The sequence below is a fragment of the Streptomyces sp. NPDC007084 genome, from assembly GCF_040703595.1.
Classification (GTDB): Bacteria; Actinomycetota; Actinomycetes; order Streptomycetales; family Streptomycetaceae; genus Streptomyces.
Map to the genome: position 1 here is coordinate 58,185 of NZ_JBEYFY010000009.1, position 13,233 is coordinate 71,417.

At 73.6% G+C, this 13,233-nt stretch carries 12 protein-coding genes; 11 read left to right on the forward strand and 1 reads right to left on the reverse strand.

Annotated elements, in window-relative coordinates; translation table 11 throughout:
- The first annotated feature begins 206 nt into the window (after positions 1–206).
- The 7 genes from AB0912_RS10955 to kynU all read left to right on the forward strand — a co-directional run bounded on the left by AB0912_RS10955 (position 207) and on the right by kynU (position 7,280).
- Complete coding sequence (locus AB0912_RS10955; protein ID WP_366698203.1) at positions 207–1,001, forward strand: aldose 1-epimerase; 795 nt, start codon at positions 207–209, stop codon at positions 999–1,001.
- Positions 1,002–1,010: 9 nt separating this feature from the next.
- Positions 1,011–1,559: an orotate phosphoribosyltransferase gene (gene pyrE / locus AB0912_RS10960; protein WP_366697998.1), complete on the forward strand. Its 549-nt coding sequence runs from the start codon at positions 1,011–1,013 to the stop codon at positions 1,557–1,559.
- Between the two features lie 160 nt (positions 1,560–1,719).
- Positions 1,720–2,742: a class II fructose-bisphosphate aldolase gene (gene fbaA / locus AB0912_RS10965; protein ID WP_366698000.1), complete on the forward strand. Its 1,023-nt coding sequence runs from the start codon at positions 1,720–1,722 to the stop codon at positions 2,740–2,742.
- Positions 2,743–2,812: 70 nt separating this feature from the next.
- On the forward strand, positions 2,813–4,549 hold the full coding sequence (locus tag AB0912_RS10970; protein ID WP_366698002.1) for an MFS transporter: 1,737 nt from the start codon (positions 2,813–2,815) through the stop codon (positions 4,547–4,549).
- Between the two features lie 81 nt (positions 4,550–4,630).
- Positions 4,631–5,044 (forward strand): DUF3151 domain-containing protein, encoded by a 414-nt coding sequence (locus AB0912_RS10975; RefSeq protein ID WP_366698004.1) that lies wholly within the window; start codon positions 4,631–4,633, stop codon positions 5,042–5,044.
- Between the two features lie 168 nt (positions 5,045–5,212).
- Complete coding sequence (locus tag AB0912_RS10980; protein WP_366698006.1) at positions 5,213–6,058, forward strand: tryptophan 2,3-dioxygenase; 846 nt, start codon at positions 5,213–5,215, stop codon at positions 6,056–6,058.
- On the forward strand, positions 6,051–7,280 hold the full coding sequence (kynU, locus tag AB0912_RS10985; RefSeq protein ID WP_366698008.1) for a kynureninase: 1,230 nt from the start codon (positions 6,051–6,053) through the stop codon (positions 7,278–7,280). Before AB0912_RS10980 ends, kynU begins: the two co-directional genes overlap by 8 nt.
- 189 nt (positions 7,281–7,469) lie before the next feature.
- On the opposite strand, the gene AB0912_RS10990 is transcribed toward kynU, so the two are convergent.
- Positions 7,470–8,087 carry a TetR/AcrR family transcriptional regulator gene (locus AB0912_RS10990; RefSeq protein ID WP_366698010.1) on the reverse strand — a complete coding sequence of 206 codons (618 nt, stop codon included), beginning with the start codon at positions 8,085–8,087 and terminating at the stop codon, positions 7,470–7,472.
- Between the two features lie 195 nt (positions 8,088–8,282).
- Here AB0912_RS10990 and AB0912_RS10995 point away from each other — a divergent pair, with 195 nt between their 5' ends.
- The 4 genes from AB0912_RS10995 (at position 8,283) to AB0912_RS11010 (ending at position 12,835) form a co-directional block, all read left to right on the forward strand.
- The gene (locus AB0912_RS10995) at positions 8,283–9,203 is read left to right on the forward strand and encodes an alpha/beta hydrolase (protein ID WP_366698013.1); all 921 of its coding nucleotides are present in this window, start codon (positions 8,283–8,285) and stop codon (positions 9,201–9,203) included.
- Positions 9,204–9,506: 303 nt separating this feature from the next.
- Complete coding sequence (locus tag AB0912_RS11000) at positions 9,507–10,781, forward strand: histidine kinase (protein ID WP_366698205.1); 1,275 nt, start codon at positions 9,507–9,509, stop codon at positions 10,779–10,781.
- A complete protein-coding gene (locus AB0912_RS11005; protein ID WP_366698015.1) occupies positions 10,778–11,491 on the forward strand; it encodes a response regulator transcription factor in 714 nt (237 codons plus the stop codon). Before AB0912_RS11000 ends, AB0912_RS11005 begins: the two co-directional genes overlap by 4 nt.
- 102 nt (positions 11,492–11,593) lie before the next feature.
- Complete coding sequence (locus tag AB0912_RS11010; protein WP_366698017.1) at positions 11,594–12,835, forward strand: cytochrome P450; 1,242 nt, start codon at positions 11,594–11,596, stop codon at positions 12,833–12,835.
- Positions 12,836–13,233: the final 398 nt, after the last annotated feature.

Sequence of the window (13,233 nt, forward strand, 5' to 3'; positions counted from 1 at the left end):
CCCGGTCCGGAGGCCCTCACCCCCGACCCCCGGTCCGGAGGCCCTCACCCCCGACCCCCGGTCCGGAGGCCCTCACCCCCGACCCCCGGTCCGGAAGCCCTCACCCCCGGCCCCGGTCCGGAAGCCCTCACCCCTGACCCCCAGTCGGCCAACCCTCCCCGGGTCCGCCCCCACCCCCCACCCCGACCAGTAGGGTCGGGCCCGTGGTGAGTAACGGAGAGATCGCGTTGGCCGCGGGTGACGCGGAGGTGGTTGTGGCGCCTGGGAACGGGGGGCGCCTTGGGAGTTTGCGGGTCGGGGGTGTGGAACTGCTGCGGCAGGGGGCCAAGTTCGGGTGCTTCCCGATGGTGCCGTGGTGCGGGCGGATTCGGGACGGGCGGTTCCTCGACGGGGCGACCGTCCGGCAGATGCCGCTCAACTCCCCGCCGCACGCCATCCACGGCACCGCCCGCGACGGCGCCTGGCGCACGGCCCGCGTCGCCGCCGACGAGGCCGTGATCACGTACGACCTGGTGGAACCCTGGCCGCACCCCGGCCGGGTCACGCAGGCCTTCGCCCTCACCGGGGACGCGCTGACGGTCACGCTGTCCGTGGAGACGTACGGGGACTCGTTCCCCGCGCAGGTCGGCTGGCACCCCTGGTTCAACCGGAACCTGGGCGACGGCGGCGCGGACGCGCGGCTCGACTTCCTGCCCGCCTGGCAGGAGGAGCGCGGCGACGACCACCTGCCCACCGGCCGCCGCGTCGACCCCCGGCCCGGCCCCTGGGACGACTGCTTCGGCATGCCCGACGGCGTCGACGTCACCCTCACCTGGCCGGAGCGCCTGGAGCTGAAGGTCACCAGCCGCGAGCAGTGGGCCGTCGTCTACGACGAGCAGGAGGCCGCCGTCTGCGTGGAACCGCAGACTGGCCCGCCGAACGGCCTCAACACCCTCCCGCGCCTGGTCACCCCCATCGAGCCCCTCGAAGCCGCCATGACCTGGACCTGGCGGCGCCTCTAAGCTGGCGGCATGAGTGACGTACGCGGCGCGCTGCTGCAGCAGATCAAGGACAAGGCCGTGGTGCACGGCAAGGTGACCCTCTCCTCGGGTCTGGAAGCCGACTATTACGTGGACCTGCGCCGGATCACGCTGGACGGCGAGGCCGCCCCCCTCGTCGGTCAGGTCCTCCTCGACCTGACCGGGCACCTCGACTACGACGCGGTCGGCGGCCTCACCATGGGCGCCGACCCCGTCGGCACGGCCATGCTGCACGCCGCCGCCGCGCGCGGCCGCAAGGTCGACTCGTTCGTGGTCCGCAAGGCCGCCAAGGCGCACGGCCTGCAGCGCCGCGTCGAGGGCCCGGAGATCAAGGGCCGGCGCGTCCTCGTGGTCGAGGACACCTCCACCACGGGCGGCTCCCCGCTCGAAGCGGTCCAGGCGGTCCGGGAGGCGGGCGCCGAGGTCGTCGCCGTCGCGACGATCGTGGACCGCGCCACCGGCGCCGCCGAGAAGATCGAGGCGGGCGCCGGAGTCCCGTACCTCTTCGCCTACTCCAAGGACGAGTTGGGCCTCGGCTGACGACGCCCGCCCGGGACCCCGCCGGACGCGGGGTCCCGTATGCCGGACGCGGGGTGCGGCACATCCGGGCACGTCTGGAAAGATGGGGCCGACGATGACGTCGCCCCAAGTCCGTACGGCAGCAGCAGTACGCAGACCCGCACATACAAGGAGCGGACAGATGCCCATCGCAACCCCCGAGGTCTACGCCGAGATGCTCGACCGGGCGAAGGCAGGCAAGTTCGCCTACCCGGCCATCAACGTGACCTCGTCGCAGACCCTGCACGCTGCGCTGCGCGGCTTCGCGGAGGCGGAGAGCGACGGCATCATCCAGATCTCCACCGGTGGCGCGGAGTTCCTGGGCGGCCAGTACAACAAGGACATGGTGACCGGCGCCGTCGCCCTCGCCGAGTTCGCGCACATCGTCGCCGCCAAGTACGACATCACGGTCGCGCTGCACACGGACCACTGTCCCAAGGACAAGCTCGACGGCTACGTACGCCCGCTGCTGGAGGTCTCCGCCGAGCGCGTCGCCCAGGGCCGCGACCCGCTGTTCCAGTCGCACATGTGGGACGGCTCCGCCGAGACCCTCGCCGACAACCTGGCCATCGGCCAGGAGCTGCTCGCCAAGGCCGCCGCCGCGAAGATCATCCTCGAGGTGGAGATCACCCCCACCGGCGGCGAGGAGGACGGCGTCAGCCACGAGATCAACGACTCGCTGTACACGACCGTCGAGGACGCGCTGCGCACCGCCGAGGCCCTCGGCCTGGGCGAGAAGGGCCGCTACCTGCTGGCCGCGTCCTTCGGCAACGTGCACGGCGTGTACAAGCCGGGCAACGTCGTGCTCCGCCCCGAGCTGCTCAAGGACCTCCAGGAGGGTGTCGCCGCCAAGTACGGCAAGGCGAACCCGTTCGACTTCGTCTTCCACGGCGGCTCCGGCTCCACCGCCGAGGAGATCGCCACCGCGCTGGAGAACGGCGTCGTGAAGATGAACCTCGACACCGACACCCAGTACGCCTTCACCCGCCCGGTCGTGGACCACATGTTCCGCAACTACGACGGTGTCCTGAAGGTCGACGGCGAGGTCGGCACCAAGTCGAAGTACGACCCGCGCACCTGGGGCAAGCTCGCCGAGGCCGGCATGGCCACGCGCGTCACCGAGGCCTGCGCCGCGCTGCGCTCCACGGGCACCCGCCTCAAGTAGCGGTCGCCGGTCGTCCACGGAAGGGCCCGGTACCCGGCGCGGTACCGGGCCCTTCCGTATGCTCCGAGGTATGGCTGTGCCCGAGCGGGACGACGCGTCGGCCGTGCGGATCGCCTCCCCGGCGGGGAAGTGGGTCCTGCTGACCACGGTGCTCGGCTCCAGCATGGCCCTGCTGGACTCGACGGTCGTCAACGTCGCCCTGCCGGCCATCGGCCGCGACCTGGACGCGAGCCTCGCCGCGCTCCAATGGACCGTCAACGGCTACATGATCACGCTGGCCGGGCTGATCCTGCTCGGCGGCTCGCTCGGCGACCGGTTCGGGCGCCGGAAGGTCTTCGTCATCGGCGTGGTGTGGTTCGCCGCCGCCTCCCTGGCCTGCGGACTCGCGCCGAACGTGGACGTGCTCATCGCGGCCCGGGTCCTCCAGGGCGTCGGCGGGGCGCTGCTCACCCCCGGCTCGCTGGCGATCATCCAGGCCTCCTTCCATCCGGACGACCGGGCGCGGGCCGTCGGCCTGTGGTCGGGGTTCGGGGGCGTCGGGGCCGCCGTCGGGCCCTTCCTCGGCGGCTGGCTGGTGGACGGGCCGGGCTGGCGCTGGGTCTTCCTGCTGAACATCCCCGTCGCGCTGCTCTGCGTGCCGGTCGCCCTGCGGCACGTCCCCGAGTCGGAGGGCACCGGCGCCATGGGCGTCACAGGCGGTACGGGTGTCGGCGGTGGTACGGAGGCCGGCGGCGGTACGGGTGTCAGCGGTGGTACGGCGGCCGGCGGCGGTACGGGCGTCACCAGTGCCGCCGGTGGCACAGGCGTCCCCGGTGCCACAGGTGCCGCAGGTGGCACAGGCGTCCCGAGTGCCACAGGTGCCCCGGGTGCCCCGGGTGTCCCGCCGCACCGCCGGTTCGACGTGCTCGGCGCGGTCCTCTGCGCGCTCGCCCTCGCCCTCGTGACGTACGCGCTGATCGAGGCGCGCGGCGGCTCCGTGCTCGTGCCGGTGACCGCCGTGGCGGGGGTGGCGGCGGGGGCGGCCTTCGTACGGGTGGAGCGGCGCCGGCCCGATCCGATGATGCCGCCGGACATCTTCGCGTCCCGCCAGTTCACCGCCGTGAACCTGGTGACCCTGTGCGTCTACGCGGCGTTCGGCGGCTTCTTCTTCCTGACCGCCCTCCAGCTCCAGGTGGTCGCCGGTTACTCCGCGCTCGGCGCCGGTACGGCCCTGCTGCCGACCACCGTCCTGATGCTGCTGTTCTCCGCCCGCTCCGGCGAACTCGCCCAGCGGATCGGGCCGCGTATCCCGCTCACGGCGGGGCCGCTGCTGTGCGCGGCCGGGATGCTGCTGATGCTGCGGGTGGGCGAGGACGCCTCGTATCTCGCGGACGTGCTGCCCGCGCTGCTGGTAATGGGCCTCGGGATGGTCACCCTGGTCGCGCCGCTGACCGCGACGGTGCTGGCCTCGGTGGACACCGGGCGGGCCGGTCTGGCGAGCGGGATCAACAACGCGGCGGCGCGCGCGGCCGGGCTCGTCGCGGTGGCCGCGCTGCCGGTGCTCACCGGGATGAGTTCGGAGGCCTACCGCTCGGCGGACGCGTTCGACGCGGCGTTCCGGCGGGCGATGCCGTTGTGCGCGGGAGTGCTGGTGGTCGGCGCGGTGCTGGCGTTCACGACGGTGCGCCGTCCGACGCCGGGCTGCCGCCGCCCCGAGTGCCACACCCACGGCTCGGTCCTGGCACCCCCACTGGAACCCCGGCACGCCTCCCGGGACACTCTCGGAACCCCGGGCCCGGCGGCTCCCGGCACCGGCGCGACCCCCTGACCCGGCCCCGGCTTTCCCGGGAGGACGTCCGCCCCGCCGCCGAGGACGGCCGACGGGACCGTATGGGCCAGACTGGAACCCATGACGATTCACGAGAACCTCCTCGGGGGACCGCCCCCGACCCATCTGCCCGACGATCCGGAGCCGCGTGAGCTGCTGGCGAGTGGTGCGGCGCCCGCCGATGTCGCCGCCAAGTACCCCACCTCCTCACTCGCCTGGGCGCAGCTCGCCGACGAGGCGTTCGAGCGGGGCAGCGTCGTCGAGTCGTACGCCTACGCCCGTACGGGCTACCACCGTGGTCTGGACTCCCTGCGCCGCAGCGGGTGGAAGGGGCACGGGCCGGTGCCCTGGGAGCACGAGCCGAACCGCGGCTTCCTGCGCGCCCTGCACGCCCTCGCCCGCGCCGCGCAGGCGATCGGCGAGCAGGAGGAGTACGAGCGGTGCAGCCAGTTCCTGAAGGACTCCTCGCCGACGGCGGCCCAGACGCTGGGCTAGCAGGAGCCGCCCGCCGGGGGCGGCGCTGACGCGGGTCCGCCTGGTGTGACCAGGCGGACCTTGCGGTTTCGGGGCACGATTGTGGAGGATGCCCGATGGGGACCGGGGCCCCCGTGTCGGTAACGGCAGGGGCGGACCGCTACCCGGAGCACATTGCAGGAGACAGCGATGTCCCACCAGGCTCAGCCCGCGCCGGCTCAGGAGCCCGAGACCCCGCATCTCGACTTCCAGGGCACGACCCCGTACGAGGACTACGTACAGGCCGACGTGCTCACCCACCTCCAGCACACCCTCTCCGACGACCCCGGAGAGATGGTCTTCCTGGTGACGACCCAGGTCATGGAGCTGTGGTTCACGGTCATCGTCCACGAGTGGGAGACGGCCGCGCGCGCCCTGCGCTCGGACGACATCCCCGTCGCGGTGGCCGCCCTGAAGCGTTCGGTACGGGAGCTGGAGGCGCTGAACGCGTCCTGGCGGCCCCTCGGACAGCTCACCCCCGCCCAGTTCAACTCCTACCGCTCGGCCCTCGGCGAGGGCTCCGGCTTCCAGTCCGCGATGTACCGCCGCATGGAGTTCCTGCTCGGCGAGAAGTCCGCGTCGATGCTCGTCCCGCACCGGGGCGCCCCGAGGGTGCACGCCGAGCTGGAGAAGGCGCTGCACGAGCCGAGCCTCTACGACGAGGTGCTGCGCCTCCTCGCCCGGCGCGGCCACCCGGTCCCGGCCGCCGTGCTGGAGCGCGACGTGTCCCGGCGCTACGAGCCCTCCCCCGAGGTGGAGGCCGTCTGGACGGCGCTGTACGCGGGCGAGGAGAGCGACGAACTCGCCCGTCTCGGCGAGGCGTTGACGGACGTGGCCGAACTGGTGTGGCGCTGGCGCAACGACCATCTCGTGGCCACCCGCCGCGCGATGGGCTCGAAGACCGGCACGGGCGGCTCCGCCGGGGTCGCCTGGCTGGAGAAGCGCGCGCAGAAGAACGTGTTCCCCGAGCTGTGGACGGCGAGGTCCCATGTCTGAGCGAGCCCCCGAGTCCCTGGCCGAGCGCGCGGCGGCGCTGGACGCCGCCGACGAACTCGGCAAGCTGCGCGAGCGGTTCGTCCTGGACGACGTGGTGTACCTGGACGGCAACTCGCTGGGCGCGCTGCCGGTGGACGTGCCTGGCCGGGTCGAGGACGTGGTCCGCCGCCAGTGGGGCGAACTGCGCATCCGCTCCTGGGAGGAGAGCGGCTGGTGGACGGCGCCGGAGCGGATCGGCGACCGGATCGCCCCGCTCGTCGGCGCCGCGCCCGGCCAGATCGTGGTCGGCGACTCGACCAGCGTGAACGTCTTCAAGGCCCTGGTCGGCGCGGTCCGGCTGGCCGCCGAGGGCCGGGACGAGATCCTGGTCGACGCGACGACGTTCCCCACCGACGGCTACATCGCCGCGTCCGCCGCCCGCCTGACGGGGTGTCAGCTGCGGCCGGTGGAACCGTCCGAGGTCCCCTCCGCCCTCACCTCCCGCACGGCGGCGGTCCTCCTCAACCACGTCGACTACCGCACCGGCCGGCAGTACGACCTGCCCGGTCTCACGGCGGCGATCCACGCGGCCGGCGCGCTCGCGGTCTGGGACCTGTGCCACAGCGCGGGCGCCCTGCCGGTCGGCCTGGACGAACACGGCGTGGACCTGGCGGTCGGCTGCACCTACAAGTACCTGAACGGCGGCCCCGGTTCACCGGCGTACCTGTACGTGCGCGCCGGTCTCCAGGACCGTTTCGACTCCCCGCTGCCCGGCTGGAACTCGCACGCCGAGCCCTTCGGCATGAGCCCCGCCTACGAGCCCGCGCCGGGCGCCCGGCGCGGCCGGGTCGGCACGCCGGACATCCTGTCGATGCTGGCCCTGGAAGCGGCACTTGAGGTGTGGGACGGCGTCTCCGTCGAGGCCGTCCGCGCCAAGTCCCTCGCGCTGACGGACTTCTTCCTGGAGTGCGTCGCCGCGTACGTCCCCGAGGGCCGCGTCGAGCCGGTGACCCCGTCCGCCCACGCGGAACGCGGCAGCCAGGTCGCCCTGCGCTGCGCGGACGCCGGCCCCGTGATGAAACGCCTCGTCGCCCGGGGCGTGGTGGGCGACTTCCGCCACCCCGACATCCTCCGCTTCGGCTTCACGCCCTTGTACGTGGGCTTCGCGGAAACGGAACGGGCGGCACGGATCCTGGCGGAAGAACTGGCCGAGGCTGAAGAACCCAGCCGAGAGCCCAGCTAAGGATCCAGCCAAGAACCCAGCCGAGAACGCAGCCAAGGATCCGGCCGAGAACGCAGCTCCTCCGGCGAGAAATCCAGCCCCTCCGGCGTTTGAGGAGCGGGGTCCGGGGCGGAGCCCCGGGGGTCGGGAAGGGTAGGGGCGGCGGGGGCGAAACCCCCCTCGCCCGCCCCAGCCCGGGGCCACCGATACTCACCCGCGTACGACGAACACCCCCGCCTGAGCGGCGGCCACCGCCGCACAGGCAGCCCCCTCCGCATCGGCGACACCCGGCACCACCCCCCGGGTGAGCAACCCGTAATACAGCGGAGCGGAAACCGCCCGGACGACCGCCGCCGCATCCGTCCCCTCCGGCAACTCCCCCCGAACAACGCCCTGTTCGACACAGGGCGCCCACTCGGCGACCCGCACCTCGTAGAACCTCCGCACCGCCTCCGCGGTCCGCGCGTCACAGGCCCCCGCGGCGATCACGGCCCGGAACAGCGCCCCCTGCCGGGGATCGGCAAGCGTCCGCCGGACGAGATCGGCGTTGGCCCGCAGATCGCCGAGCACGCTCCCGGTGTCCGCGCGGGGCACCGACTGCTCGGCCATGTCCCCGAGGAGATCGGCGACCAGCGCGGACACGGTCCCCCAGCGCCGGTAGACGGTCGTCTTGCCGACGCCGGCCCGCCGGGCGACGTCGGCGAGGTCGAGATGGGCGAAACCCCGCTCGGCGAGCACGTCGCCGGCGGCCCGCAGGACGGCCGCGCGGACACGGGCGGTGCGCCCGCCGGGACGTACGGTGCCGGGCTCGGCGGACTCGGCGGACATGTCGGTCTCCTTCGCGGATCACGGACGGGCGGCGCGGGTGCGGACCGCCAGCGTAACGAAACGGCAGAACCGTTTAACCCTCACCGAGCGTGACAACCCCGTGTCGGCGCACGTCACCGGCCTGATACCGTCCCGGCCAACGGCCGAATTCTTCCCTGGTCCGCCAAATCCGTTTCGCCGCTGAGAGGTTGGAGCATGCAGGACGACGCCGCACCGCGGGACCGCTCCGAGGCCGAAGAGGCGTCGGCCTTCTCCCACCCGGCCGTGGACCCCGACGTCACCCTGGCGTACGGCGACCACCCCGACCAGGTGATCGACTTCTACGCCCCGCGCGACCCCGCCCCCGGGATTCCGGTGCCGCTCGTGGTCGTACTGCACGGGGGCGCGTGGCGGGCGCCGTACGACCGGCGGCACGTCACCCCGTTCGCGGACTTCCTGGCCCGGCGGGGGTTCGCCGTGGCGAACGTCGAGTACCGGCGCGGGGAGGCTGTGCCGGCCGGGTCGGGCGGGCCGATTCCCGCGCAGGGCGGGCCGGTGACCACCGGGGACCCCGTGGCCGGGCGCTGGCCGGAGACCTTCGACGATGTGGCCGCCGCGCTGGACGCGGTGCCGGGGCTCGCGCGGGAGGCGGTTCCCGAGGCCGATGTCCGTCGCACGGTGGTCGTCGGGCACTCGGCCGGGGGGCAGCTCGCGCTGTGGGCTGCCGCGCGGCATCTGCTGCCCGAGGACGCCGTGTGGCGGACGGAGCGGGCCGTGCAGTTGCGGGGGGTGGTGGCGCTGGCTCCCATCGCGGACTTCGAGGTCGCCGAGAAGCTGGGGGTGTGTGGCGGGGCCGCGGGGCAGTTGCTTGGCGGGGAGGGCGGGTTCGCGGCGCGGGTGCCGTACGCGGACCCGGTGCGGCTGCTGCCGACCGGGATCGCCACCACCCTGGTGCAGGGGCGGGAGGATGTCGTGGTGCCGGAGGCGGTGGCCGAGGCCTACGCCGACGCGGCGGCCAAGGCCGGGGAGGTGGTCGGCCTGACGCTCCTGGAGGGCGTCGGTCACTTTCCCCTCATCGACCCGGCGGCCGACGCCTGCGCGGTAGTCGCCGAGGAGATCGCCCAACTGGCCTGGTAGTTCCCCCGCGGCCCGGGACAGCCTTTCTTCGCCCCCTCCGCCCCTACCCGTCCCGAACCCGGGGGCTCCGCCCCCAGACCCCCGCTCCTCGAACGCCGGAGGGACTGGACTTCTCCTCCGCCCCCAGACCGCCGCTCCCGGAGGGGCTGGAATAGCGCGCCCGTGTAGTACCTGAGGTGGAGGGTGCGGAACCCTTCTTGGAGGGGACGACCGGGGCGGCGTCCGGGGCCTACCGTTTCGGGCGTGACCGAGACCAGTTACTCCAGCCCCGAGTACCGCCTCCTCGCGGACCTCCGGCAGGACATGTTCCGCGACGCGTTCGCCTACCGTCCGCTCCCCCCGATGCGCACGGACGGCCCCTTCACCCGCCGCCTCTCCGGCCCCCTGCGGACGTACGCGGCCTGGACCCCGCACGCCATGGTGGCGGCGGCCGGTGCGATAGCCATGGCCGCCGGATACGCCGACGCCGACGGGACCGGCGGCTTCGGGCCGCTGCTGTGCGGCCTGCTGGCCCTGCTGCCGGTGCTGACCACGCTGGTCCGCCCGATCGGCGCGTTCTGGTTCTCGCTCGCGGCGGCCCCGGTCGTCTCGGTGTTCGGCGGCGCGTGGACCGACTGGCCGTGGGCGCCGGGGAGTTTCGTCGCGCAGGTGACGGTGATGACCGTCGTGGCGCTGCGCAGCCGCCCCCGGGTCGCCGCGTGGATGTGGCTGCTGACGGCGGCCTACAGCCTGCTGGCGGAGGCCGTGTTCGGCGGCGGCGGAGACTACAACGGCTCCAACACCTTCCCGGTGCTGTTCGTCTCCGCGCTGGCCCTGCTCGTCGTCTCGGTGCGCACCATCCGCCGGGCGGCGGAGCGGGAGGTGACCGCGCAGCAGTCGGAGACGGCGCAGGAGCGGTCGCGGCGCACGCTGCTGGAGGAGCGCACGACCATCGCGCGCGAGCTGCACGACGTCGTGGCGCACCACATGTCGGTGGTCGCGATCCAGGCGGAGGCGGCCCCCTACCGGGTGCAGAACCCGCCGCCTGAGCTGGAACAGGCCTTCGTGACGATCCGCGAGAACGCGGTCGCCGCGCTGACCGAACTGCGCCGGGTGCTGGGCGTGGTGCGGGCCGAGGACTACGAGGCCCCGGACGCCCCGCAGCCCACCCTCGCCGACCTGGACGCGCTGCTCGCCAACGTGCGGGAGGCCGGCCTGACGGTGGACAAGGCGGTCACCGGGGCCGTGCGCGAGCTGCCGCAGGGGGTGGAGCTGTCGGCGTACCGGATCGTGCAGGAGGCGCTGAGCAACGCGCTGCGGCACGCGCCGGGTGCGGCGGCCCGGGTGGAGATCGGTTACGTGCTCGGCGGGCTCGGCCTGCGGATCGTCAACGGCCCCGCGCCGGTGACGAGCCTGGCGAAGTCCCCGCTGGAAAGCTCCTCGCACGGCGCGGGTCACGGCATCACCGGCATGCGCGAGCGGGTCACCATGCTGGACGGCGAGATGACGGCGGGCGCGACGGCCGACGGGGGCTACGAGGTGACGGTGTTCCTGCCGGTGCCGGCCCCGGCGGCGCCCTCGGCGGAGGAGACGGGATGACCGGCGACACGACGGGCGGCACGCCCGGCGCGACGAGCGCCGGCGGCCCGATCCGCGTGCTGATCGCGGACGACCAGATGATGGTCCGCGAGGGTTTCTCCGTGCTGCTCGGCGCGATGCCGGACATCGAGGTGGTGGGCGAGGCGGTCAACGGCCGCGAGGCGGTGGACCGGGTCCGCGAACTGGCCCCGGACGTCGTCCTGATGGACATCCGGATGCCGGAGATGAACGGCATCGAGGCGACCCGGGAGATCGTCGCGGCGGACAGCGCGGCCAAGGTGCTGGTGCTGACGACGTTCGACCTCGACGAGTACGTGTACCAGGCGCTGCGCGCGGGAGCCTCCGGGTTCCTGCTGAAGGACGCGTCCGCGCGCCAACTGGCCGACGGGGTAAGAGTGGTGGCGGCCGGCGAGGCGCTGCTCGCCCCCTCGGTCACCCGCCGGCTGATCACGGAGTTCTCCCGGCTCGCGGACACCCCGAGGACGGCGGCGACGGCGCACGCGGCTTACGGGGACCTGACCGACCGGGAGACGGAGGTGCTGGTGCTGATCGCGCAGGGGCTGTCGAACGCGGAGATCGCCGGGCGGCTCGTCGTCGCGGAGTCCACGATCAAGACGCATGTGAGCCGCATCCTGGTGAAGCTGGGCCTGCGCGACCGTACGCAGGCGGCGGTGTTCGCGTACGAAGCCCGCCTGGTCACCCCGCGCTGACCCCGCCCCGCGCCCCGGTGCCGGGGCCCGTAGCCGATGTCACCCCTGTTCAGCGGGGGTCACCCCTGTTCAGTGGGGGTCTCCTCGGGCTAGCGTCCGGTCATGGCAGCTTTGCAGACGTCCGCCGCGCACGGCCCGGTCCCGGGGGCGTTCGACCCGTGGGACCCGGCGTTCCTGGCGGACCCGTACCCGGCGTACGAGGAACTGCGCGCCCGGGGCCGGGTGCACTACTACGAGCCGACGGACCAGTGGCTGGTGCCGCACCACGCGGACGTGTCGGCGCTGCTGCGCGACCGCAGGCTCGGCCGGACCTACCGGCACCGGTTCACGCACGAGGACTTCGGCCGGACGGCGCCCCCGCCGGAGCAGGAGCCGTTCCACGTGCTCAACGACCACGGGATGCTGGACCTGGAGCCCCCGGACCACACCCGGATCCGCCGGCTGGTGTCGAAGGCGTTCACCCCGCGCACGGTGGAGCGGCTGAAGCCGTACGTGGAGGGGCTGGCCGGGGAGCTGGTGGGCCGACTGGTCCAGGCGGGCGGCGGCGATCTGCTGGCCGATGTGGCGGAGCCGCTGCCGGTGGCGGTGATCGCGGAGATGCTGGGCATCCCGGAGGCCGACCGCGCCCCGCTGCGGCCCTGGTCGGCGGACATCTGCGGGATGTACGAGCTGAACCCGTCCGAGGAGGTCGCGGCGCGGGCGGTCCGCGCGTCCGAGGAGTTCACCGAGTATCTGCGGGCGCTGATCGAGGCCCGCCGGAAGGAACCGGCGGACGACCTGATCTCGGGGCTGATCGCGGCGCACGACGCGGGCGACCGGCTCACCGAGCAGGAGATGATCTCCACCTGCGTGCTGCTGCTGAACGCGGGCCACGAGGCGACGGTCAACTCGACGGTCACCGGCTGGTGGAACCTGTTCCGGCACCCCGCGCAACTGGCCGACCTGCGGGCCGACCCCACGCTGGTCCCGTCGGCGGTCGAGGAGCTGCTGCGCTACGACACCCCGCTCCAGCTCTTCGAGCGGTGGGTGCTGGACGACATCGAGATCGACGGGACGACGGTGCCGAGGGGCGCGGAGATCGCGATGCTGTTCGGCTCGGCGAACCGGGACCCGGCGGTGTTCGCCGCCCCGGACACGCTCGACCTGTCCCGGGCGGAGAACCCGCACATCTCGTTCAGCGCGGGCATCCACTACTGCATCGGCGCCCCGCTGGCCCGGATCGAGCTGGCGGCGTCCATGAACGCGCTGCTGACCCGGGCGCCGGGCCTGCGGCTCGCCGAGGAACCGGTCCGCAAGCCGGGCTTCGTGATCCGCGGCCTGGAGTCCCTGAAGGTCGAACTCTGAGCCGCCCCAAATCCGCTCCGATCTAATCCGCCCCGCCCGCCCGATCCGCCGAGCCCGCCAGGCCTGCACGGGCCGGTCTGATGCGCCTTGGGCCGCTCGATCCGCCGGGCCTGCTCGATCCGCCGAGGCCGCCGAGGCCGCCGAGCCCGCCGAGCCCGCATGGGCCGCATGGGCCGGTCTGATGCGCCTTGGGCCGCTCGATCCGCCGGGCTTGCTCGATCCGCCGAGCCCGCATGGGCCGTACGGGCCGGTCTGATGTGCCTTGGGCCGCTCGATCCGCCAAGCCTGCTCGATCCGCCGGGCCCGCCCGATCCGCCGAGCCCGCCCGATCCGCCCGGCTCCCCGGCCCGGCCCGTACGGGCCGGTCTGACGCGCCCCGCCCCCGCCCCTCCGGCCCG

Coding starts and splice junctions, on each gene's coding strand:
- pyrE (WP_366697998.1), top strand. CDS start 1,011: ATGAGTGACGTACGCGGCGCGCTGCTGCAGCAGATCAAGGACAAGGCC.
- fbaA (WP_366698000.1), top strand. CDS start 1,720: ATGCCCATCGCAACCCCCGAGGTCTACGCCGAGATGCTCGACCGGGCG.
- AB0912_RS10970 (WP_366698002.1), top strand. CDS start 2,813: ATGGCTGTGCCCGAGCGGGACGACGCGTCGGCCGTGCGGATCGCCTCC.
- AB0912_RS10975 (WP_366698004.1), top strand. CDS start 4,631: ATGACGATTCACGAGAACCTCCTCGGGGGACCGCCCCCGACCCATCTG.
- AB0912_RS10980 (WP_366698006.1), top strand. CDS start 5,213: ATGTCCCACCAGGCTCAGCCCGCGCCGGCTCAGGAGCCCGAGACCCCG.
- kynU (WP_366698008.1), top strand. CDS start 6,051: ATGTCTGAGCGAGCCCCCGAGTCCCTGGCCGAGCGCGCGGCGGCGCTG.
- AB0912_RS10990 (WP_366698010.1), bottom strand. CDS start 8,087: ATGTCCGCCGAGTCCGCCGAGCCCGGCACCGTACGTCCCGGCGGGCGC.
- AB0912_RS10995 (WP_366698013.1), top strand. CDS start 8,283: ATGCAGGACGACGCCGCACCGCGGGACCGCTCCGAGGCCGAAGAGGCG.
- AB0912_RS11000 (WP_366698205.1), top strand. CDS start 9,507: ATGTTCCGCGACGCGTTCGCCTACCGTCCGCTCCCCCCGATGCGCACG.
- AB0912_RS11005 (WP_366698015.1), top strand. CDS start 10,778: ATGACCGGCGACACGACGGGCGGCACGCCCGGCGCGACGAGCGCCGGC.
- AB0912_RS11010 (WP_366698017.1), top strand. CDS start 11,594: ATGGCAGCTTTGCAGACGTCCGCCGCGCACGGCCCGGTCCCGGGGGCG.